The sequence below is a fragment of the Ruegeria sp. BJ5 genome (genome assembly GCF_056537865.1).
The window spans coordinates 74,264-94,161 of the sequence record NZ_JBQFSH010000007.1; the positions used below are offsets into that span (position 1 = coordinate 74,264).

Consider the following 19,898-nt stretch of genomic DNA (forward strand, 5'->3'; position numbering starts at 1 on the left):
GGGCCGTGTAAAAACACGGCCCCAGCCTGGTAATTCGATCGGTTAGACGCGGCGGCGCTTCGGCGGGCGGCAGCCATTGTGGGCAATCGGGGTCACGTCGCGGATCGACGTGATATTGAAGCCCACGGCAGCCAGCGCACGCAGAGCCGATTCACGACCCGAACCGGGGCCCTGAACTTCGACTTCCAGCGTCTTGACGCCATGTTCCTGCGCCTTCTTGCCTGCGTCTTCTGCAGCCATCTGAGCGGCGTAGGGGGTCGATTTCCGCGATCCCTTGAAGCCCATGGTGCCGGCCGACGACCAAGCGATGGCGTTGCCCTGCACGTCCGAGATCAGGATCTTGGTGTTGTTGAAGGTCGAGTTCACATGGGCGACGCCCGATGCGATGTTCTTACGCTCTTTGCGCTTAACGCGAGTCTTGTCACGTGCCATCAGTCAGACCCTCCCTTATTTCTTCTTACCAGCGATGGCCTTTGCGGGGCCTTTGCGGGTACGAGCGTTGGTGTGGGTACGCTGACCGCGAACCGGCAGGTTGCGGCGGTGACGCAGACCGCGATAGCAGCCCAGGTCCATCAGACGCTTGATGTTCATCTGAACTTCGCGACGCAGGTCACCTTCGACGGTGAAGTTGGCGTCGATGTATTCGCGGATGGCCAGAACTTCGGCATCCGACAGTTCATTGACGCGACGAGTCGTGTCGATGCCAACGGCTTCGCAGATCGCTTTGGCCGAGGTGTTGCCGATACCGGTGATATATGTGAGGGCGATTGGTACCCGCTTTGCAGTCGGGATGTTTACGCCGGCAATACGTGCCACGTGTCACTTTCCTTTCGTTGCGGTTCCGTAGTTCCAGAACCTTTTTTCACAACGCCTAACCGTGGCAGTGTGGCCAGAGGGTTCAGCATTATTCGAGGTGGTCTATACATGCGGAACGAATCCCGCATGCGCGATTGATTCCCCAAAGGGATGGGGGTCGATATGGGCTTTTGGGCTTGGCGTCAAGCCCTTTGCAAGCTTAACCCAATATGGCTGCGATCGAGGCCCGGACTTCCTTGATGTCCGCCAGCCCGTTCACCGGTCGAAGATCGCCCTTGGCGTAGTAATAGCCAATCAACGGTGAGGTCTTCTTGTAATATTCCATAAGCCGGGTGCGCAGGCTTTCCTCGTTGTCGTCGGCACGACGGACGAAATCGTTTTCCTTGCCGCAATTGGTACATTTGCCATCGGCCGGGATCGGTTTGGTCTTGTCATTGTAGACCTCGCCGCAACCGCCACAAGTCGACCGGGCAGTGATCCGTTCAACCAGAGCCTCGTCATCCACGCGCATTTCGATCACGGTGTGCAGCGACTGGCCCAGCTTGGTCAGAAGGGCCGACAAGGCGTCAGCCTGGGCCAAGGTGCGCGGAAAGCCGTCGAAGATGAAGCCGGCGCCCTTTTCGGTGGTCAGCTTCTCTTCGATCAAGCCAATCACGATCTCGTCGGTGACAAGCTTGCCCGCGTCCATGATCGCGGCCACCTTCTTGCCCATCTCGGTTCCCGAGCTGCGGGCCTCGCGCAGCATGTCACCGGTGCTGAGCTGGATCATGCCCCGCGTTTCAACCAGGTGACGTGCCTGCGTACCCTTGCCTGCCCCCGGGGGGCCCAGAAGAATGATATTCATCGACGAGCGGGTCCCTTCCTGCCGCGTTTCTTGCCTTTGCCGCGCAACTGGGACTTTTCGATCAGCCCTTCGTATTGATGCGCCAGCAGGTGGCTCTGAACCTGTTGGATCGTGTCCATGGTCACAGAGACGATGATCAGAACCGAGGTACCGCCGAAATAGAACGGGATGGCGAACTGGCCGCGCAGAATTTCAGGCAGCAGGCAGACCGCCGCCAGATAGGCCGAGCCCAGAACCAGTACGCGGTTGACCACGTATTCCAGATACTCGGCGGTCTTCTTTCCGGGACGGATGCCGGGCACAAAGCCGTTCTGCTTTTTCAAGTTGTCCGCCACGTCATCCGGCTTGAACGACACGTTGAACGTGTAGAAATAGGCAAAGAACACGATCATCGAAGCGAAGAACAGCAGGTACAGCGGCTGTCCCGGTCCGAAATTTGCCAGCAGCCACGACATGATCGGCCCGTTTGCAGCGCCCGACGAGAAGGTCGAGATCGTGACCGGCAGCAGCAGCAGCGAGCTGGCGAAGATCGCCGGAATAACGCCGGCCGGGTTGACTTTGACCGGCAGGTGGCTCGAGCCGCCCTCGTAGACCTTCATGCCGACATTGCGGCGCGGGTACTGGATGTGGATCTTGCGGAGCGCGCGCTCCATGAACACCACGAAGGTGATAACGGCGATCACCATCACGATCACGCCGACGATCACGGCAGGGCTGATCGCGCCCGAACGGCCCGAGGCCAGAAACTGGGCCAGTGCGGCCGGAACCTCGGCGATGATGCCGACGAAGATGATCAGCGAGATGCCGTTGCCGATACCGCGCGCGGTGATCTGTTCACCCAGCCACATCAGGAACATGGTGCCGCCGACCAGCGTGATCATCGTGGACAGGCGGAAATACAGGCCCGGATCGGTCGCCAAATCGCCCGATTCCAGCGAAACCGCAAGGCCATAGGCCTGCACGGTGGCCAGCGCCACGGTGCCGAAACGAGTGTACTGGTTGATTTTCTTGCGGCCCTGCTCGCCCTCTTTCTTGAGCTGTTCGAGCGCGGGCACCATCGAGGTCAGCAGCTGTACGATGATCGATGCCGAAATATAGGGCATGATGCCGAGGGCAAAGATACCCATCCGCCCCAGCGCCCCGCCGGTGAACATCGAAACCATCCCACCGATGCCCTGCCCCGCCTGCTCCATGAACTCGCGCAGCGCCTGACCGTCGATCCCCGGCACCGGAATAAAGGTGCCCAGACGATAGACGATCAGCAAACCCAGCGTGAACAGGATGCGGTTGCGCAGATCGGTGGCCTTGCCAAGGGCAGACCAGCTTGTGTTGGCTGCCATTTGTTCTGCTGCTGATACCATAAATCGGTCTCTCTTATGAAAACGCCGCCCGGAACCGTTTTCCGGCTCGGGCGGCGTCTTGGAAAACTCTGAGGTCTATGTAAGCGGGTCGGCGCCCGCTCACAAGCGCTTACTCTGCCGCAGCGGCTTTTGTGACCTTCAGTGAACCGCCCGCTTTTTCCACGGCTTCGATCGCCGCTTTCGAGGCGCCGGTCACTTCGAGGTTCAGCTTGGCGCTGATTTCGCCCTTGGCCAGAACGCGGATACCGTCCAGCTTGCGGCGCACCAGACCCGAGGCGACCAGTGCGTCCTCGGTGATGGCCGATTTAACGTCCAGTTTGCCGGCGTCGACGAATTTCTGGATCAGGCCCAGGTTGATCACGGCGAATTCCTTGCGGTTCGGCTTGTTGAAGCCGCGCTTGGGCAGGCGCTGATACAGAGGCATCTGGCCGCCTTCGTAGCCATTGATGGCCACACCCGAACGGGATTTCTGGCCTTTGATACCACGGCCACCCATTTTACCTTTGCCCGAGCCAGGACCACGGCCAACGCGGGTCCGTTTCTTGACGGCGCCGGGATTGTCGCGCAATTCGTGCAGTTTCATGTCGCTTCTCCTTCGCCGGAATTGACCCCGAAGCGTGATGGGTCAAACACGGCATTTCTTGGTTTTGATTCTCGTGGCAAACACGCCACCGGAGCCCAGTACAGCCTCGGGCCCCGAGTTGCAAGTTTTGATTGCCCGGCAGCAGCGGCTCAGTCGTCGCGGCCAGCAATGGGCGCGTCTTGGGGCACAATTCCATGTTTGGCCACAAGTCGCCCGACCAGGCTGTCAGGATGTGGTATTCCGCCATGGTTCTTTCGCATAATCGCCCGCATCCGGCGCCCGTACAAATGGATCGAGACGGTATCCTCGTGGAAAAACCGGTCAAGATTTTCGTTCGGCCGGGCAAGGGCCCGACGCCGCGAAAAGTTGATCGGGTATGATGTTCCCATCTTGACGGCTTGCCTTCATTGGAGTGACCCAATTCCCGGCGTCGCGCAACGTCGCAGTTGTGGTAACAACTATTTTCCTGCCTGCTTGGGATCCGTAAACACAAAAGAGGCGCCACTTGGGCGCCTCTGCTTCATCTGTTGTCGTCCCGTATCTTACGAGCAGTAGGCATGCTCGCGGGCGACGTCGGCGATGTCGCACCGGCGGATGCCGATGTCGTTCAACTCGCGGTCGCTCAGACGCTGCAGCTCGGTATACGTGCGGGTGTACTCGCTGGCCCGGGCGCGGTTTTCCTTCACGCGCTCGATCAGGTTTGCGATACGGGCGGTCAGGTTGAAGCCGCCATGTGTCAGGGTCACTGTGTGTGCCATTATCTCATTTCCTTTCGAATGTCGGGGCGTATTCCCCGATGTCACTTACTTGGTTCCTGTCTTGGACAGGGTTGAGATAGGGACTTCAGTTATCGCTAACAACGATGGTTTTGGACTGGCCGCTATGCATTTTTGGCATGGCGGCACAAATCAGGAGTGACCGCTACTGGCCGCAAGCCGGGACAGGTTGTCCAAAGCAGCAGACCAGCCACCTTTGTAGTCCTGAAACAGTTCTGGCCCCGCCAGGCTTGTGATCTGCAACGTGACGCGCAGCGTACTGCCTTGGCCATTCGGCATGATTTCGTGGCCGCACAGCGAGACCGAGACCAACTCTCCCTGAATGACCAGCGTTTCGGTCAATGAAAGAAACTCCGGCGAGACTACGTGGAACAGGCTGGTCGTATTGAACTCGGGCGCTTCTTTCGGTCCACATCGCGTTTCCTCACGGCCTCCGGGACGACAGTCGAAAACATCGATCAAAACTACGCTTTCATCGTCCGGTGCGGCCCATTTCTGGCGCAATTCCCGGTCGGTCAACACCTGAAACAGCCGGTCGGGAGCACAGGCAATCTCGCGTTCCAGGATCAAAGTTTCGTAATCAGCCATCATCGGATTCCTTTTCAATTTGCTCGGCAAGTGCGGACAGGCGATCCAGCCGGCCTTCCCAGAGGTGACGTTGTTGTTTCAACCAACCTTCCGCCTCGGCGATCGGGGCGGCTTCGATATGCAACATGCGAACCCGACCAATCTTCTCCGAACGGATCATTCCAGCGGATTCCAGCTTGCCGAGATGCTTCAGAAACGATGGCAGCGCCATGTCGTGCGCTTCGTGCAGCTCTGACACGGCCGCTGGGCCAGTGATCAGCCGTTCGATCACGGCACGCCGGGTCGGATCGGCCAGCGCAGAAAAAAATGTATCGAGTTTGTTAGCCATAAGGCTAAGTATTTCAACACACCTCCCGCGTCAAGAAAAAGTTAGCCGTTTGGCTAGGTTTTAATTTTATGGTCAGGACAGAGGGCAAAAAGGTGTCTACCTGTGAGCTCCTGGCCAGGCTTTGGCCTAGTTCACCGCAAAAGGCGGTCTTCCGACATTCCGCGCAGGCGACGGCTAAAAAAGAAAACGCCCCCGATCAGATCGGAGGCGTTCATTAGTCTTTCGAATTTGGCGCTCAGCCGCGCTCTTCGATGATCTCAACCAGATGCGGGATCTTGTTGACCATGCCGCGGATCGACGGAGTGTCTTCCAATTCGCGGGTCTTGTGCATCTTGTTCAGGCCCAGACCGATCAGGGTTGCGCGCTGTTCGGCGGGGCGACGGATCGGGGAACCGATCTGCTTGACGACGATGGTTTTTGCCATTGCTCGCTCTCCTTACGCTTCGGCTTCAGCCGGTGCTTCATCCCGCTTGGGCAGGATATCGGCGACCTTTTTGCCACGACGCGCGGCAACCGAACGCGGGCTCTGTTCTTTCTTCAGGCCGTCGATGGTGGCGCGGATCATGTTGTACGGGTTCTGCGAGCCCAGCGATTTGGACACAACGTCCTTAACGCCCAGCATTTCGAACACGGCACGCATCGGACCACCGGCGATGATACCGGTACCTTCCGGTGCGGTGCGCATGACCACTTTACCGGCGCCGTGACGGCCCTCGATATCGTGGTGCAGAGTCCGACCTTCGCGCAGTTGCACGCGGATCATCTGACGCTTGGCTTGCTCGGTCGCCTTACGGATGGCTTCAGGTACTTCTTTCGCTTTACCTTTGCCAAAGCCCACGCGGCCTTTCTGATCGCCAACAACCACCAGAGCGGCGAAGCCAAAGCGCTTACCACCTTTTACGGTTTTCGACACGCGGTTGATTGCGACCAGACGATCGGCAAATTCCGGCGCTTCTTCACGGTCGCGGCCACGGCCCCGACGGTTTTCACGTTCTGCCATTTGGCATCCCTTTTCTCATGTGGCGCTTGGCGCCGTTTTCTTCAATCCAAGTGAGCCTCGACTGACGTCGAGGCCCCCGGATCATCGGGGCGGATCGAAACCCGCCCACAGGTCTTAGATTTTCAGGCCGCCTTCACGCGCAGCGTCGGCAACTGCCTTCACCTTGCCGTGGAACAGGAAGCCGCCACGATCGAAATAAGCCTCTTCGACGCCGGCCTTCTTGGCCCGCTCGGCGATGGCTGCGCCCACTTTGGTGGCCGCTTCGACGTTGTTCTTGCCAACAACACCCAGATCCTTTTCCAGGGTCGAGGCCGAGGCCAGGGTCACGCCACGTACGTCGTCGATCAACTGAACGGAGATGTTCTTGTTCGAACGGTGTACGGACAGACGCGGACGACCCGCGTTGACCTTGCGAAGTTTGTTCCGAACGCGCAGGCGGCGCTTCAGAAACAGGGTTCTTTTGCTGTTTGCCATTGTGTTCGTCCTTACTTCTTCTTGCCTTCCTTGCGGAAGATGAACTCGCCCTTGTAGCGGATGCCCTTGCCTTTGTACGGCTCGGGACGGCGCCACTCGCGGATTTTCGCCGCGGTTTCGCCCACCAGCTGCTGGTCGATGCCTTCCACAACGATCTCGGTCTGCTTCGGCGCGGTGATGGTGACACCTTCCGGAGCAACGAAATCAACATCGTGACTGTAGCCCAGGTTCAGCTTCAGGGTGTTGCCCTGCATCTGAGCGCGGTAACCCACACCCTGGATTTCCAGTTCCTTCTTGAAGCCTTCGGTCACACCAGTCACCAGGTTGGCGACCATGGTGCGGCTCATGCCCCACTGCTGACGCGCACGCTTGGACGAACCACGCGGGTCGATTTTGACCACGTTGTCTTCGACCGTCAGGGTGACGTCGTCGGTTGCGGTGAAGCTGCGGGTGCCTTTCGGACCTTTGACTTCGATGGTCTGACCCGACACAGAGGCGGTAACGCCGCTGGGCAGCTCGACCGGTTTCTTACCAATACGAGACATTGCAGACCTCCTTAGAAGACGGTGCAGAGCACTTCGCCACCAACGTTGTTGGAGCGAGCGTTTGCGTCCGACATCACACCTTTCGGAGTGCTGACAATCGACACGCCCAGGCCCTGACGAACCTGCGGGATGTCATTGACGCCCATGTATACGCGACGGCCGGGCTTCGAGACCCGCTTCAGTTCGCGAATGACAGGGGTGCCTTCGTAGTATTTCAGGCTGATTTCCAGAGCCGGATGACCGTTTTCACCGGTCGTCTTTTCATAGCCGCGGATGTAGCCTTCGTCCGCCAGCACGTCCAGCACCCAGGCGCGCAGTTTCGACGCCGGAGTGATCACGGTGGATTTGCCGCGCATTTGCGCGTTGCGGATGCGGGTGAGCATATCGCCGATAGGATCGTTCATATCTGTCTCTCCCTTACCAGCTCGATTTCACCATGCCGGGGATCTGACCAGCAGAACCCAGCTCGCGCAGCGCGATACGGCTGACCTTCAGCTTACGGTAGTAAGCGTGGGGACGACCGGTCAACTGACAACGGTTGTGCAGACGGGTAGCCGAGCTGTTGCGCGGCAGTTTCGCCAGTTTCAGACGCGCTTTGAAACGCTCTTCCATCGGCTTGCTCTCGTCATTCGCGATCTCTTTCAGAGCCGCACGCTTTTCGGCATACTGTGCCACCAGGCGTGCGCGCTTCTTCTCGCGTTCGATCATTGCTTTTTTAGCCATGTCTCAATCCTCCCGGCGCTTACGCGTTGAACGGCATGTTGAAAGCTTTCAACAGTGCCTTTGCTTCAGCGTCGGTTTTCGCTGTGGTGGCAATTACGATGTCCATGCCCCAGACCTCGTCGACCTTGTCGAAGTCGATTTCCGGGAACACGATGTGCTCTTTCATGCCCATGGCAAAGTTGCCACGGCCATCGAAGGACGGTTTCACACCGCGGAAGTCACGTACGCGAGGCATCGCGATGGTGATCAGACGGTCCAGGAATTCGTACATCCGGTCTCCGCGCAGGGTCACCTTGGCGCCCAGCGGCATGTCTTCACGGACGCGGAAACCCGCGATCGACTTCTTCGCCTTGGTCGAAACGGCCTTCTGACCGGCGATCGCCGTCAGATCCTCGACCGCGGCTTTCGCCTTCTTCGAGTCCTTCACCGCCTCGGCACCACAGCCGATGTTCAGAACGATCTTCTCCAGCTTGGGGATCTGCATATCGTTCTTGTAGCCGAACTCTTCTTTCAGAGCGGCACGGATGGTTTCAGCGTACTGAGCTTTCAGACGCGGGGTGTAGTTTGCAGCATCAAGCATCGATCACGTCCCCCGTGGTCTTGGCGTAACGAACCTTCTTGTCACCTTCCATACGGAAGCCGACGCGGGTTGCCTTGCCGTTCTTGTCTAGCAGGGCCAGGTTCGACAGGTCGATCGGCAGAGCCTTGGGCAGGCGGCCACCTTGCGACGTTTGCGACTGGCGGGTGTGGCGGATGGCGATGTTCACGCCATCAACGACAGCTTTGCCGGCTTTGGGGTCGACCGAGGTGATAGTCCCCTCTTTGCCCTTGTCCTTGCCGGCCAGCACGACGACCTTGTCGCCTTTGCGGAGTTTAGCAGCCATGATTACAGCACCTCCGGAGCCAGCGAGATGATCTTCATGAAGTTCTTCGCGCGCAGTTCACGAACAACGGGGCCGAAGATACGGGTACCGACGGGTTCGTTGTTGTTGTTCAGGATGACGGCGGCGTTGCGATCGAAGCGGATCGCGGTGCCGTCTTCACGACGGACTTCTTTGGCGGTGCGTACGACGACGGCCTTGCGGACGTCACCTTTCTTCACGCGGCCGCGCGGGATGGCTTCCTTCACCGAGACGACAATGATGTCGCCTACGGAGGCGTATTTACGCTTGGAACCACCCAGGACCTTGATGCACTGAACTCGGCGGGCGCCGGAGTTGTCAGCGACATCCAGATTGGTCTGCATCTGGATCATGTGGTTTCTCCCGACCTGTGGGGGCTGGTCTTGTTAGATCCCCCAGGGTTTCGACAAATGGAAAGGCCTGGGGGCTTACGCCTCCAGAACCTCCCAACGTTTCGTCTTCGATTTCGGCGCGCATTCGATGATGCGTACGGTGTCGCCGACCTTGAAGGCGTTCTTTTCGTCGTGAGCCCGGTATTTCTTGGACTTACGAACGGTTTTCTGCAGCAGAGGGTGCTTGAAACGGCGCTCGACCAGAACGGTGATGGTCTGTTCGTTGGCGTCGCTGGTCACGGTGCCTTGCAGGATACGCTTGGGCATCTGATTACTCCTCGGATGCCGCGGCAGCGGCCTTTTCGTTCAGAATGGTTTTGACGCGGGCAGCATTGCGGCGGGCCGCTTTGATACCAGCAGTGTTTTCCAGCTGACCGGTGGCCTGTTGAAAGCGCAGGTTGAAGCTTTCTTTCTTCAGGTTGGCCAGTTCCTCGCGGAGCTGGTCCGGGGTCTTTTCACGCAGTTCTTGGGCGTTCATCGCCTTTTCCTTTGCTCAAAACACCAGAAGGCCCCGTACACGGGTCACCTTGGACCTGGTGGATGAATGATAGACATGCGAATCGCCCGACAACGCCGGGAGACCGCAGGATGCCGCCGTATAAGGGTTTGGTGGGTGGGTGGCAAGGGAAAGTTTTGCAGCCAGAACCGGGCAACCAACGGGTCACGTCAGAACCTGACCACTTGCGCGTTGTCGTTTGTGGAAACGGGTTTGGCCGAAACTCAAAAGACACTTGAAACCCTTGAAGTATCTTTATCCCGCTGACTTAGGAACGGTGGAAAAAATGGAATTGGTTGTCCTAATTGGGTTCGCGGCACTTCTAGTTGTTTTCATATCAAGAAAGCCACGCTTTGTCGCCCGTCATAGAGGCCTTCAAAAACCTCCGCAAGCCTCCACACGGAAACGCGCAATCCCGCGACAACAGCCTAGTGTTGCTCCCTCCAACCGCGTTCTGACGGGGCGCGCTTATGTGATCGATGGCGACACAATCATTGTCCGTGGAACAAAGATCCGTCTAGCCGGCATTGATGCGCCCGAGCTGGACATGCCATGGGGTCTAAAGGCAAAGTGGACGATGGTCGAAATCTGCAGAGGTCAGGAGATTACCGTCAAGCTGAACGGCGAAACATCTTACGACCGGTTAGTTGGAATTGGATACCTACCCAATGGGCAGGACATCGGCGCGGAGCTGGTCAAAAGGGGGCTTGCGCTGGACCTGCCTTTCTTTTCAAAGGGAAGGTATAGGCATCTCGAACCGACCGGCGCCAGAGAACGGCTGCGGAATGGGGCTTTCGGCCACGCATCAATTTCGGTTCGCAGGACGACGACAGTCGTCGCCTATGGGCGCAGATCAAACCGGCGCAGTGCGGGCAGTTGAATACGCCCCTAGGGGTTCACTCCCACTTATAGTTAAAACTTACCGAAATCCGCTCTTCCTCGGCCATGTTCATCGGCACCTCGTGGCGCAGCCAGCTTTCCCACAGCAGAACGTCGCCGACCTTCGGCTTCATATAAATGAAGGGCTGCAATTCGCGTCGGGCGCCCTTGCGGCGCACCGGCGCGGCCATCATGCGGCCCGAGCGGGGGTCTTCAAGCTTCAGCGCGCTGGTGCCTTCCGGCATTGACACATAGGTCGTTCCAGAAATCACACTGTGCGGATGGATGTGGCTGGCATGCATTCCACCCTCGGGCAGGATGTTGATCCAAAGATCCTCCAGCTTCAATTCCCGGTCATCGAGATCAAACTCAAGGTCTTTTGCGAATGCAGCCACGTGCTGATCCAAAGTCTTCACCAAATCCTGAAAGATCGGGAACCGCCAGGGCAGATCAGTCAACGAGGCATAGCTGGTGTAACCCGGATAGCCGTTCTTTTCGCACCACTCCTGCCCGGCCTCGTCATCCTCAGCGATGACAAGGCACGAGTTCTCCAGCTCCTCCGGATCGATCCTTGGATCGAACTCAGACAGAGCGGCGCGGTAGAGACGGGTAACAAAGAGTGATTCAATCTGTGCCATGGGCGTCCATTACCCCATTCGACGCCAAGGCGCGATAGAGGAACTTTCTTCGAATCGGGAAAACCGCTGCAGCTGTCACAAGTCAATATAGGGCAACGGGTCGCTGTGGTGCGCGATCAGCTTCCACGCTCCACCTTCATGGCGATAGACATTCGTGCCGCGCATCCGGATACCGGACCCATCGCCCTGCCCCGACGCCTCGGCGACGTGATGCACGGTGGCAAGCGTATCCCCTAGCACAACATGCCGGTTCAGCACTTTGATCGACCCACCAAGATGCGCCCGTCCCTGCGCGACCCAATCCTGATCCGTGACCTTCCACCCGATGTGGAACAGATCGGGTGATGGCCCCATATAGATGACGTCGTCTGCGTGCGACCACAGCGCCTCCATCGGCGCAACGTCACCCTCAAGCATAGCGTTCAGTGCGGCAAAGAAGCCGCCGTCAATCTTTTCAATCTCTGACTTCAAAGTCATTTGGGGCCCCTGTTTTAGGCTTTTCCGAAATATCAAAAGCTGAAGCTGAGCCTAACCCAAACCATCCGAAAAACAAAAAACCCCGCCGGAACGGCGGGGTTTTCTGAAGTCTTAGAAAGACCGGCTTACCAGTCCTCGCGGACCACCACGCGGGTCTTGATCGGCAGCTTCATCGCAGCCAGGCGCAGGGCCTCGCGCGCGATTTCATCGTTGACGCCGTCGATCTCGAACATCACGCGACCGGGCTTCACTTTGGCTGCCCAATAGTCGACCGAGCCTTTACCTTTACCCATACGGACTTCGGTCGGCTTCGAGGTCACGGGAGTATCCGGGAAGATCCGGATCCAGACGCGACCTTGACGTTTCATGTGACGGGTCATGGCACGACGAGCAGCTTCGATCTGGCGTGCGGTGACGCGCTCGGGCTGCAGGGCTTTCAGACCGTAGGTGCCAAAGTTCAGATCAGAGCCGCCTTTGGCTTCGCCCTTGATCCGGCCTTTGTGCATCTTGCGGAATTTTGTACGCTTTGGTTGAAGCATATCTTTCCCTCCTTAGCGACGACCGCCACCAGCACCACGAGGTGCAGGGCCGTCCTGGAGTTCCTGTGCTTTACGGTCACGTGCCTGCGGATCGTGCTCCATGATCTCACCTTTGAAGATCCAGACCTTGATCCCGATGATCCCGTAGGGGGTCATCGCTTCGGCATGTGCGTAATCGATGTCGGCACGCAGGGTGTGCAGAGGCACGCGGCCTTCGCGGTACCATTCGGTCCGTGCGATTTCGGCGCCGCCCAGACGGCCAGCGACGTTCACCCGGATACCCAGGGCGCCCATGCGCATGGCGTTCTGAACCGAGCGCTTCATTGCGCGACGGAAGGAAACACGACGTTCCAGCTGCTGAGCGATCGACTCGGCAACCAGCTGCGCGTCGAGTTCCGGCTTGCGCACTTCGACGATGTTCAGGTGCAGTTCGCTGTCGGTCATCTGCGCGATTTTCTTGCGCAGAACTTCAATGTCCGCGCCTTTCTTGCCGATGATGACACCGGGACGCGCGGTGTGGATCGTGACGCGGCACTTCTTGTGCGGACGTTCGATGATCACACGGGCGATGCCGGCCTGCTTGCACTCTTTCTTGATGAACTCACGGATCTTGAGGTCTTCCAGCAGAAGATCACCGTAGTCCTTGGTATCTGCGTACCAACGGCTGTCCCAGGTGCGGTTGACCTGAAGGCGCATGCCGATCGGATTGACTTTATGTCCCATTAGGCTTGCTCCTCAACTTGACGCACCTTGATGGTGATCTCCGAGAACGGCTTCATGATCTTGCCGAAACGGCCACGGGCACGCGGACGACCGCGCTTCATGACCAGGTTCTTGCCAACCCATGCTTCGGCGACGATCAGCTCGTCCACGTCCAGGTTGTGGTTGTTTTCGGCGTTCGCGATTGCGGACTGCAGGCACTTTTTGACGTCCTGCGCGACACGCTTGTTCGAGAAAGTCAGGTCGGTCAGAGCCTTCTCGACTTTCTTGCCGCGGATCATTTGCGCAACCAGGTTCAGTTTCTGCGGGCTGGTGCGAAGCATACGGGTTTTTGCCATTGCTTCGTTTTCAGCCACGCGGCGGGGGTTCTTTTCCTTGCCCATGACTTACTTCCGCTTCGCTTTTTTGTCTGCGGCATGGCCATAATAGGTCCGGGTCGGCGAGTACTCACCGAACTTCTGACCGATCATGTCTTCCGAGACGTTTACCGGGATATGCTTCTGGCCGTTGTACACACCAAAGGTCAGACCCACGAACTGGGGCAGAATGGTGGAACGACGCGACCAGATCTTGATGACTTCGTTGCGGCCCGACTCGCGCGCAGCTTCGGCTTTTTTCAGCACGTAAGCGTCGACGAAAGGACCCTTCCAAACAGAGCGAGACATGTCTTAACGCCCTTTCTTCTTGGCGTGCCGCGAGCGGATGATCAGCTTCTGGGACGCTTTGTTCTTGTTGCGGGTACGCTTACCCTTGGTGTCCTTACCCCAAGGCGTAACCGGCGTACGGCCACCCGAGGTCCGGCCTTCACCACCACCGTGGGGGTGATCGATCGGGTTCATGGCAACACCACGGACCGACGGACGCACGCCCTTGTGGCGCATACGACCGGCTTTGCCGAGGTTCTGGTTGCTGTTGTCGGGGTTCGACACGGCACCGACGGTGGCCATGCATTCTTGGCGCACCATGCGCAGCTCGCCCGAGCTCAGACGGATCTGGGCATAGCCGCCATCGCGGCCGACGAACTGGGCGTAGGTGCCCGCTGCACGCGCGATCTGACCGCCCTTGCCGGGCTTCATCTCGATGTTGTGCACGATGGTACCGATCGGCATGCCCGAGAACGGCATCGCGTTGCCGGGCTTGATGTCGGCCTTGGCCGAAGCGATGACCTTGTCGCCAACCGCCAGACGCTGCGGCGCCAGGATATAGGCCTGCTCGCCGTCGTCATATTTGATCAGTGCGATGAATGCGGTCCGGTTCGGGTCGTATTCGATCCGCTCGACGGTTGCCGCCACATCCAGTTTGTTCCGTTTGAAGTCAACGATCCGGTAGAGACGCTTTGCGCCACCGCCACGGCGGCGTGAAGTGATCCGTCCGGTGTTGTTCCGGCCGCCCGATTTGGTCAAACCCTCAGTGAGAGACTTGACCGGACGTCCTTTCCAAAGCTCCGAACGGTCGATCAGCACCAGCCCGCGCTGGCCCGGCGTCGTCGGTTTGTACGACTTGAGTGCCATGCTTTCTGTCTTCCGTTTAGCAAGCGCGAGGATCAATCCCCGCTATGTGAGAGGCCCCCGTAGGTGCCCAGTTTATAGGGCCCCGAAGGTCCCCGGTTTCAAATATCAGAGGCCCCGGAACGAATCCGAGGCCGCAAGATTGGGAGCGTTTAGCAGGGTTGGGGGTGGGTGTCTATAGCGCTCTAGGTGCTTTCCACCAAATTTAAGAACCAACAGGCATCTCAAGACTTACTTCAGAATTAGCGGCCAACCTGACTGACGAGCTTTGAAGGCAAGCTAAAGGTGTCACAAAGATACCTATTGCAATCCAGAAATGAGTAGATAGCTTTCGGCACAACCAAGTTGAAAGGAACATTTGTGCCAAAATTCTCTGAGTATTTTAAAATTAATGCTCCACAATCTCAACTCGATTTTGTCGATATCAGTACAGACTTCGACACACCCGTTTACGTAGACCCCTACGCCATTGAAATTAGAAACGATGTATGGTCTGCGGAAGCTTCGAATCTCATTAGAGCGTTCTTTGTTGAAGTTTTGGATGCGCTTAGAGCAGGAGACGACCTCAGGGCACGGAACTTGATGTCTCATCTGCATGAGCCTTACGAAACCTACCTTGGAGTCTCCTCAGCCAAACCGCAAGGCAAAGGAGTAGGGCAAAAACAGTCACGCCAGCTAATCGCAGCGATCAAAAACAGCGCTGCCTTTCAATCGGGTCTACTATCCGATCTTTCAGAAATGGCCTTGTTCGTTGAGCATGTGGATCGTGACAAGATTTCTGACCTGACCACCAACGTCATTAGAGAGCGCTTGGTGCAATACACCCAAGAGCAGTGCGCACTATATAGCATTCCTACAAATAAGTATAATGGGCCTCCACTTTGGGATGCCAACCTCCGCAATTGGCGAAGCCAGTACGTAGACCTTCCATTCATAGAAGACGCACCAGTGCTCCTGATCCCAAAGTATATAGTTAGAAAACGGCTGTCGCTTGATAGCCAAGAGTTTTACAATAAACATATTACCGATTTTTTGGTCTCGGAGCACATTCAAGCCAACAGTAGTTTGGTAACACTTTTGAAGGGCAAGCCTAAGGTCTACAAAAAAGACGTACGGGAAAAGCATCCAAAGTCTAAGAAGCTCATAACTGACTTGGTTGCCCAAAATCCTGGTTTGCTGGACCTGTACAAACGCTTAGCAAGCAGCGAAGCCCGAATTATGGTCAACACAAGTGACACCGATCAGTCTGTTTCTCAATCCTGCATAGATCTGATAGCCGAGCTTGAAAAAATTCCAGCCGGAATGAAAGGTGCAGACGCTTACCACATCTGGGCCATGCACGCGTTAACTGTTTGTTTTTACCCAGACCTCATTCAACCTCACAAGGAATGGGAAATAAACCAAGGTCGAAAACGTATCGATATTGTATTCACCAACGCTGCAAACAACGGTTTTTTTGCTCATCGAAGGGATGCGAACAATACCGCTGCTACCATGGTTGTTGTCGAGTGCAAGAATTATACAAAAGACATTGCTAACCCAGAGGTCGACCAATTGTTGGGCCGCTTCGACAATAACAGAGGCCGTTTCGGAATTATCACTTGCCGCGGAGTGCAAGACAGAGACCGTCTTTTAGAGCGTCAGCGGGATTTAGCGAAGGGCGGCCAAGCTTACATCTTGGCTCTAACAGATGATGATTTCAGAAAGCTACTAGAAGCAAAGTCTAAGCTTGAAGAAGAGGCTCTAGGTGAAATTCTTCACCAGAAATTTCGAGAGATAATATCGTAAAAAAGCCCCCGCTTTCGCGGGGGCTCTCACCTCTCTCCAAGGACGGGTCCGATCAGAGACCGGTGGTCACGTCGATGGTGTTGCCCTCTTCCAGGGTCACATAGGCCTTTTTGACGTCTTTCCGCTTGCCCAGCTGGCCGCGGAACCGCTTGACCTTGCCTTTGGTCACGGTGGTGTTCACCGCCTTGACCTTCACACCAAACAGCGCCTCGACGGCCTCTTTGATCTGCGGCTTGTTGCTGTCGATCGCCACTTCAAAGACAACCGCGCCGTTCTCAGAGGCCATGGTCGTTTTCTCGGTGATGATCGGCTTGCGGATCACGTCGTAGTGTTCTGCCTTCGCGCTCATTTCAGTCGAGCCTCCAGTGCTTCGACACCCGCCTTGGTGAGCACCAGGGTGTCACGCTTGAGGATGTCATAGACGTTTGCGCCCATCGACGGCAGGATATCCAGACCTTCGATGTTGCGGGCTGCGCGGGCGAACCCTTCGTTCACGGTGGCGCCGTCGATGACCAGAGCGCGCTTCCAGCCCAGGTTTGCAACCTGCTTGGCCAGTGCGGCGGTCTTGCCTTCGGCTTCGGCGCTTTCGATCACGACCAGCTCACCGGCTTTGGCCTTGGCCGACAGTGCGTGGCGCAGGCCCAGCTTGCGGAACTTCTTCGGCAGGTCGTGGCCGTGCGAACGCGGGGTCGGACCCTTGTAGATGCCACCCTTGCGGAAGATCGGCGCGTTGCGGTCACCGTGACGTGCGCCACCGGTGCCCTTCTGGCGATAGATCTTCTTGGTCGAGTAGCTGGTTTCCGAGCGGGTCTTCACCTTGTGGGTGCCAGCCTGCGCGTTGTTGCGCTGCCAACGGACCACACGGTGCAGGATGTCCGCGCGCGGCTCCAGGCCGAACAGGTCTGCATCCAGCTCGATGTTGCCGGCTTTACCGCCGTCCAGTTTGATTACATCAAGTTTCATGCTTCACCACCTTCCGCGGGTGCTTCTTCCGCAGGTGCTTCGGTTGCAGCCGATTTCACAGCAGCCGGGAAAGGCAGGCCTTCCGGTGCTTTCTTCTTGACGGCGTCCTTGACGGTAACCCAGCCCGATTTCGGTCCGGGAACGGCGCCTTTGATGAAGACCAGACCACGGTCGGCGTCGGTTTTGACAACCTCCAGGTTCTGGGTGGTAACACGGGCAGCACCCATGTGACCGGCCATCTTCTTGCCTTTGAACACCTTGCCCGGATCCTGACACTGACCGGTCGAACCGTGCGAACGGTGGCTGATCGAAACACCGTGCGAGGCGCGCAGACCACCGAAGTTGTGGCGCTTCATTGCACCGGCAAAGCCTTTACCGATCGAGGTACCCGAAACGTCAACTTTCTGACCTTCCAGGAAGTGTTCTGCCGAGATCTCGGCGCCCACTTCGATCAGCGCGTCTTCCGACACGCGGAACTCGGCCAGCTTACGCTTGGGCTCAACCTTGGCAGCGGCATAGTGACCGCGCATGGCCTTCGAGGTTCGTTTTGCCTTGGCAGCACCGGCGCCCAGCTGAACGGCGGTGTAGCCGTCTTTGTCAGCGGTGCGCTGTGCAACGACCTGCAGGTTGTCCAGGTGAAGAACGGTCACAGGGATCTGCTTGCCGTCTTCCATGAACAGGCGGGTCATGCCGACTTTCTTTGCGATAATACCAGAGCGCATCATCAATACCCTCCGATCTTACGACTGCAGCTTGATCTCGACGTCCACACCAGCGGCCAGGTCGAGCTTCATCAGCGCGTCCACGGTCTGGGGGGTCGGATCAACGATGTCGAGCAGACGCTTGTGCGTGCGGATCTCGAACTGGTCGCGGGATTTCTTGTCAACGTGAGGGCCACGGAGAACCGTGAACTTCTCGATCTTGTTCGGCAGCGGGATCGGGCCGCGCACGTTCGCGCCGGTCCGCTTTGCAGTGTTGACGATCTCTTGCGTGCTGGCATCCAGGACGCGATAGTCAAATGCCTTCAGCCGAATACGGATGTTTTGGCTTTGCATATTAACAGCCTTTTTTCAGGCGTTGGAGTTGAGAGGAGGACGGGCGCTCATCGCCAACCCTCATCGAACCCAAAAGGCGGGAATCACCCCGCCTTCACGTTCTCACCGAGAACTCGCGCGGTTTAGTGGGGTTGGCGCTGTTTGGCAAGGGGGAAATGCCACCAAGTCCCACATGCGGATTGTCTGACGAGTGATAGGCCGCCGCGCTGAATCTTGAACACCCTACCCGGCTTCAGGATCGTTTTGGGATTGCCCCAATTCCGCCAGCTCTGTCCAGACCGCATTCGGGATAGACCAGCCGGCCCATTCGAATGTCTGGTCCACGTGCTGCGGCCATGTCGCGCCGCAGATTGTCGAAGCGATATCTGTGTTTTTGACCGAGAACTGCAACGCAAGTGCCCCCAAGGGGACATCGTAGCGGGAACAGATACTCTCGACCGCATGAACCGGGCCCAGAACCGCTTCGGTCGCTGGCTGATAGACGTAGAAATGATGAGCAGAGCTTCCCTTGGCCAATATTCCTCCGGAATAGGGCGCCGCATTCAGAACGGTCACTCCCTTGGAACGCGCGAGTTCAATCAGCGGAGCGGAATTCACGTTGACGACTGTATGCCTGTTGTGCGTCAGAAGGACGTCGAACTCACGATCGCGTAGCATTGGCATCAGGACGTCAATTCGACCTCCGGCAAGCCCCACAGCTTTGGCCAGGCCTTCTTCCTTCATCCGAAACAGCTCATCAAGCGCGCCGCCCTTGCCGGTCACCTCGGAAAGATCTGCTGCGTATTCAGGGTCATGAAGGTGAAGAATATCCACGTGATCAACGCCAAGGGCTTCAAGGCTTGCTTCAAGCGACCTTCGCGCTTGTGTCGCATCAAACCTGTTATTCTCCATGTCCCGGTCCAGTTTCGTAGACAGAACCCGGCCCTCGGGCCACCCGCCCAGTTCGCGAATGACTTGCCCGATACGTTCTTCGCTTCGGCCCAATGCATATCCGCGCGCGGTATCAATGAAGCCATCCGGACGCTGGAGAATTGTCCTGATGGTATCCAGTGCACGGCTTTCGTCTACTTCGTATCCATATATCTGTGGAATGCTTCCCAGCCCTGTTGAACCGAACCCTATTTGCGGCAAGCTGACTCCAGTCCGGCCGATTTCAACATGCTTGGTCATCCCACCATCCTCCCCTACTGGACAATTCTGACTGCAATTGTGTCGAGGGGTGCCGCTCAACGCAAGCGTGGCGTATTCGCGTGCAACACCAAGATCGGCGCAACCGTGGTTTTGGGGACTTAACGAAAAAGGCCGCCCCGGTTTGGGACGGCCTTCTCTGGTTTCTCACCGAGTTGCTTACGGCTGGCTTCGCTTTGGAAAACCGCCTGCCACAACCGGGCGCGGAAAGCGCGCCTTACTCGATGATTTTGGACACGACGCCTGCGCCGACGGTGCGGCCGCCTTCGCGGATGGCGAAGCGCAGACCGTTTTCCATGGCGATCGGGGCGATCA

34 protein-coding genes are annotated in these 19,898 nt (G+C 57.5%); 2 read left to right on the top strand and 32 right to left on the bottom strand.

Translation table 11 applies throughout. The annotated features are described in order from the left end of the window. Positions 1-42: 42 nt before the first annotated feature. The 19 genes from rpsK to rpmC form a co-directional block, all read right to left on the bottom strand. Positions 43-432 (bottom strand): 30S ribosomal protein S11, encoded by a 390-nt coding sequence (gene rpsK, locus ACR0NY_RS18675; RefSeq protein WP_093965380.1) that lies wholly within the window; start codon positions 430-432, stop codon positions 43-45. 15 nt (positions 433-447) lie between these two features. After that, positions 448-816, bottom strand: coding sequence for a 30S ribosomal protein S13 (rpsM, locus tag ACR0NY_RS18680; RefSeq protein WP_093965378.1), 369 nt, complete (start codon positions 814-816; stop codon positions 448-450). Between the two features lie 199 nt (positions 817-1,015). Continuing rightward, positions 1,016-1,660 (bottom strand): adenylate kinase, encoded by a 645-nt coding sequence (locus ACR0NY_RS18685; RefSeq protein ID WP_093965377.1) that lies wholly within the window; start codon positions 1,658-1,660, stop codon positions 1,016-1,018. Continuing rightward, positions 1,657-3,021: a preprotein translocase subunit SecY gene (secY, locus tag ACR0NY_RS18690; RefSeq protein ID WP_170342953.1), complete on the bottom strand. Its 1,365-nt coding sequence runs from the start codon at positions 3,019-3,021 to the stop codon at positions 1,657-1,659. The genes ACR0NY_RS18685 and secY overlap by 4 nt, the downstream gene beginning before the upstream one ends. A 109-nt stretch (positions 3,022-3,130) precedes the next feature. Continuing rightward, positions 3,131-3,604, bottom strand: a complete 474-nt coding sequence (gene rplO / locus ACR0NY_RS18695) for a 50S ribosomal protein L15 (RefSeq protein WP_170342955.1) — start codon at positions 3,602-3,604, stop codon at positions 3,131-3,133. 542 nt (positions 3,605-4,146) lie between these two features. Then, positions 4,147-4,362, bottom strand: a complete 216-nt coding sequence (locus tag ACR0NY_RS18700) for a DUF1127 domain-containing protein (protein ID WP_170342958.1) — start codon at positions 4,360-4,362, stop codon at positions 4,147-4,149. A 150-nt stretch (positions 4,363-4,512) separates the two neighbouring features. Further along, a complete protein-coding gene (locus ACR0NY_RS18705) occupies positions 4,513-4,968 on the bottom strand; it encodes an SRPBCC domain-containing protein (RefSeq protein WP_170342959.1) in 456 nt (151 codons plus the stop codon). After that, the gene (locus ACR0NY_RS18710; RefSeq protein WP_170342961.1) at positions 4,961-5,296 is read right to left on the bottom strand and encodes an ArsR/SmtB family transcription factor; all 336 of its coding nucleotides are present in this window, start codon (positions 5,294-5,296) and stop codon (positions 4,961-4,963) included. Before ACR0NY_RS18710 ends, ACR0NY_RS18705 begins: the two co-directional genes overlap by 8 nt. A 235-nt stretch (positions 5,297-5,531) precedes the next feature. Beyond that, positions 5,532-5,720 (bottom strand): 50S ribosomal protein L30, encoded by a 189-nt coding sequence (gene rpmD, locus ACR0NY_RS18715; RefSeq protein ID WP_093965366.1) that lies wholly within the window; start codon positions 5,718-5,720, stop codon positions 5,532-5,534. A gap of 12 nt (positions 5,721-5,732) precedes the next feature. Next, positions 5,733-6,296, bottom strand: a complete 564-nt coding sequence (gene rpsE / locus ACR0NY_RS18720; RefSeq protein ID WP_093965365.1) for a 30S ribosomal protein S5 — start codon at positions 6,294-6,296, stop codon at positions 5,733-5,735. Positions 6,297-6,410: 114 nt separating this feature from the next. Beyond that, complete coding sequence (gene rplR / locus ACR0NY_RS18725) at positions 6,411-6,770, bottom strand: 50S ribosomal protein L18 (RefSeq protein WP_010437103.1); 360 nt, start codon at positions 6,768-6,770, stop codon at positions 6,411-6,413. Between the two features lie 11 nt (positions 6,771-6,781). Then, positions 6,782-7,315, bottom strand: a complete 534-nt coding sequence (gene rplF, locus ACR0NY_RS18730; RefSeq protein ID WP_093965363.1) for a 50S ribosomal protein L6 — start codon at positions 7,313-7,315, stop codon at positions 6,782-6,784. Positions 7,316-7,326: 11 nt separating this feature from the next. Then, a complete protein-coding gene (gene rpsH, locus ACR0NY_RS18735) occupies positions 7,327-7,719 on the bottom strand; it encodes a 30S ribosomal protein S8 (protein ID WP_093965361.1) in 393 nt (130 codons plus the stop codon). Positions 7,720-7,732: 13 nt separating this feature from the next. After that, positions 7,733-8,038 carry a 30S ribosomal protein S14 gene (gene rpsN, locus ACR0NY_RS18740; RefSeq protein ID WP_093965360.1) on the bottom strand — a complete coding sequence of 102 codons (306 nt, stop codon included), beginning with the start codon at positions 8,036-8,038 and terminating at the stop codon, positions 7,733-7,735. Positions 8,039-8,057: 19 nt separating this feature from the next. Next, positions 8,058-8,618 (bottom strand): 50S ribosomal protein L5, encoded by a 561-nt coding sequence (gene rplE / locus ACR0NY_RS18745; RefSeq protein WP_170370223.1) that lies wholly within the window; start codon positions 8,616-8,618, stop codon positions 8,058-8,060. After that, positions 8,611-8,922 (bottom strand): 50S ribosomal protein L24, encoded by a 312-nt coding sequence (gene rplX, locus ACR0NY_RS18750; RefSeq protein WP_093965356.1) that lies wholly within the window; start codon positions 8,920-8,922, stop codon positions 8,611-8,613. Before rplX ends, rplE begins: the two co-directional genes overlap by 8 nt. A gap of 2 nt (positions 8,923-8,924) precedes the next feature. Then, the gene (rplN, locus tag ACR0NY_RS18755; protein WP_005621870.1) at positions 8,925-9,293 is read right to left on the bottom strand and encodes a 50S ribosomal protein L14; all 369 of its coding nucleotides are present in this window, start codon (positions 9,291-9,293) and stop codon (positions 8,925-8,927) included. Positions 9,294-9,368: 75 nt separating this feature from the next. Further along, entirely contained in the window at positions 9,369-9,599 is a 231-nt protein-coding gene (gene rpsQ / locus ACR0NY_RS18760) for a 30S ribosomal protein S17 (RefSeq protein ID WP_170342963.1), read from the bottom strand. Positions 9,600-9,603: 4 nt separating this feature from the next. Next, the gene (gene rpmC / locus ACR0NY_RS18765; RefSeq protein ID WP_093965352.1) at positions 9,604-9,810 is read right to left on the bottom strand and encodes a 50S ribosomal protein L29; all 207 of its coding nucleotides are present in this window, start codon (positions 9,808-9,810) and stop codon (positions 9,604-9,606) included. 262 nt (positions 9,811-10,072) lie between these two features. Between rpmC and ACR0NY_RS18770 the strand changes: the two genes are divergently transcribed. Next, positions 10,073-10,708 (top strand): thermonuclease family protein, encoded by a 636-nt coding sequence (locus ACR0NY_RS18770; protein ID WP_170370225.1) that lies wholly within the window; start codon positions 10,073-10,075, stop codon positions 10,706-10,708. A 16-nt stretch (positions 10,709-10,724) separates the two neighbouring features. On the opposite strand, the gene ACR0NY_RS18775 is transcribed toward ACR0NY_RS18770, so the two are convergent. The 7 genes from ACR0NY_RS18775 to rplB all read right to left on the bottom strand — a co-directional run bounded on the left by ACR0NY_RS18775 (position 10,725) and on the right by rplB (position 14,592). After that, positions 10,725-11,345, bottom strand: coding sequence for a 2OG-Fe(II) oxygenase family protein (locus ACR0NY_RS18775; protein WP_170342966.1), 621 nt, complete (start codon positions 11,343-11,345; stop codon positions 10,725-10,727). 75 nt (positions 11,346-11,420) lie between these two features. After that, entirely contained in the window at positions 11,421-11,822 is a 402-nt protein-coding gene (locus tag ACR0NY_RS18780; protein WP_170342968.1) for a YybH family protein, read from the bottom strand. A 125-nt stretch (positions 11,823-11,947) separates the two neighbouring features. Next, positions 11,948-12,361 carry a 50S ribosomal protein L16 gene (gene rplP, locus ACR0NY_RS18785; RefSeq protein WP_005980704.1) on the bottom strand — a complete coding sequence of 138 codons (414 nt, stop codon included), beginning with the start codon at positions 12,359-12,361 and terminating at the stop codon, positions 11,948-11,950. Positions 12,362-12,373: 12 nt separating this feature from the next. Further along, positions 12,374-13,084 (bottom strand): 30S ribosomal protein S3, encoded by a 711-nt coding sequence (rpsC, locus tag ACR0NY_RS18790; RefSeq protein WP_093965346.1) that lies wholly within the window; start codon positions 13,082-13,084, stop codon positions 12,374-12,376. Continuing rightward, a complete protein-coding gene (rplV, locus tag ACR0NY_RS18795) occupies positions 13,084-13,464 on the bottom strand; it encodes a 50S ribosomal protein L22 (RefSeq protein WP_039538267.1) in 381 nt (126 codons plus the stop codon). The genes rpsC and rplV overlap by 1 nt, the downstream gene beginning before the upstream one ends. Before the next feature lie 3 nt (positions 13,465-13,467). Next, on the bottom strand, positions 13,468-13,746 hold the full coding sequence (gene rpsS / locus ACR0NY_RS18800; protein ID WP_005980699.1) for a 30S ribosomal protein S19: 279 nt from the start codon (positions 13,744-13,746) through the stop codon (positions 13,468-13,470). Positions 13,747-13,749: 3 nt separating this feature from the next. After that, entirely contained in the window at positions 13,750-14,592 is an 843-nt protein-coding gene (gene rplB, locus ACR0NY_RS18805) for a 50S ribosomal protein L2 (RefSeq protein ID WP_093965344.1), read from the bottom strand. Between the two features lie 342 nt (positions 14,593-14,934). Here rplB and ACR0NY_RS18810 point away from each other — a divergent pair, with 342 nt between their 5' ends. Next, the gene (locus ACR0NY_RS18810) at positions 14,935-16,377 is read left to right on the top strand and encodes a hypothetical protein (RefSeq protein ID WP_170370226.1); all 1,443 of its coding nucleotides are present in this window, start codon (positions 14,935-14,937) and stop codon (positions 16,375-16,377) included. A gap of 52 nt (positions 16,378-16,429) precedes the next feature. Here the strand turns inward: ACR0NY_RS18810 and ACR0NY_RS18815 are convergent, their stop codons facing one another. The 6 genes from ACR0NY_RS18815 to ACR0NY_RS18840 all read right to left on the bottom strand — a co-directional run. Further along, positions 16,430-16,726: a 50S ribosomal protein L23 gene (locus ACR0NY_RS18815; protein ID WP_093965341.1), complete on the bottom strand. Its 297-nt coding sequence runs from the start codon at positions 16,724-16,726 to the stop codon at positions 16,430-16,432. Then, entirely contained in the window at positions 16,723-17,340 is a 618-nt protein-coding gene (rplD, locus tag ACR0NY_RS18820; RefSeq protein ID WP_170370228.1) for a 50S ribosomal protein L4, read from the bottom strand. Before rplD ends, ACR0NY_RS18815 begins: the two co-directional genes overlap by 4 nt. Then, positions 17,337-18,062, bottom strand: a complete 726-nt coding sequence (gene rplC / locus ACR0NY_RS18825) for a 50S ribosomal protein L3 (RefSeq protein ID WP_170342973.1) — start codon at positions 18,060-18,062, stop codon at positions 17,337-17,339. Before rplC ends, rplD begins: the two co-directional genes overlap by 4 nt. Positions 18,063-18,080: 18 nt before the next feature. Then, positions 18,081-18,395 (bottom strand): 30S ribosomal protein S10, encoded by a 315-nt coding sequence (rpsJ, locus tag ACR0NY_RS18830; protein ID WP_008756422.1) that lies wholly within the window; start codon positions 18,393-18,395, stop codon positions 18,081-18,083. 222 nt (positions 18,396-18,617) lie between these two features. Further along, positions 18,618-19,565 (bottom strand): aldo/keto reductase, encoded by a 948-nt coding sequence (locus ACR0NY_RS18835; RefSeq protein WP_170370230.1) that lies wholly within the window; start codon positions 19,563-19,565, stop codon positions 18,618-18,620. A gap of 235 nt (positions 19,566-19,800) precedes the next feature. Then, positions 19,801-19,898, bottom strand: a 98-nt coding sequence (locus ACR0NY_RS18840; RefSeq protein ID WP_480636862.1) for an EF-Tu C-terminal domain-related protein, incomplete at its 5' end; no start/stop codon positions are given.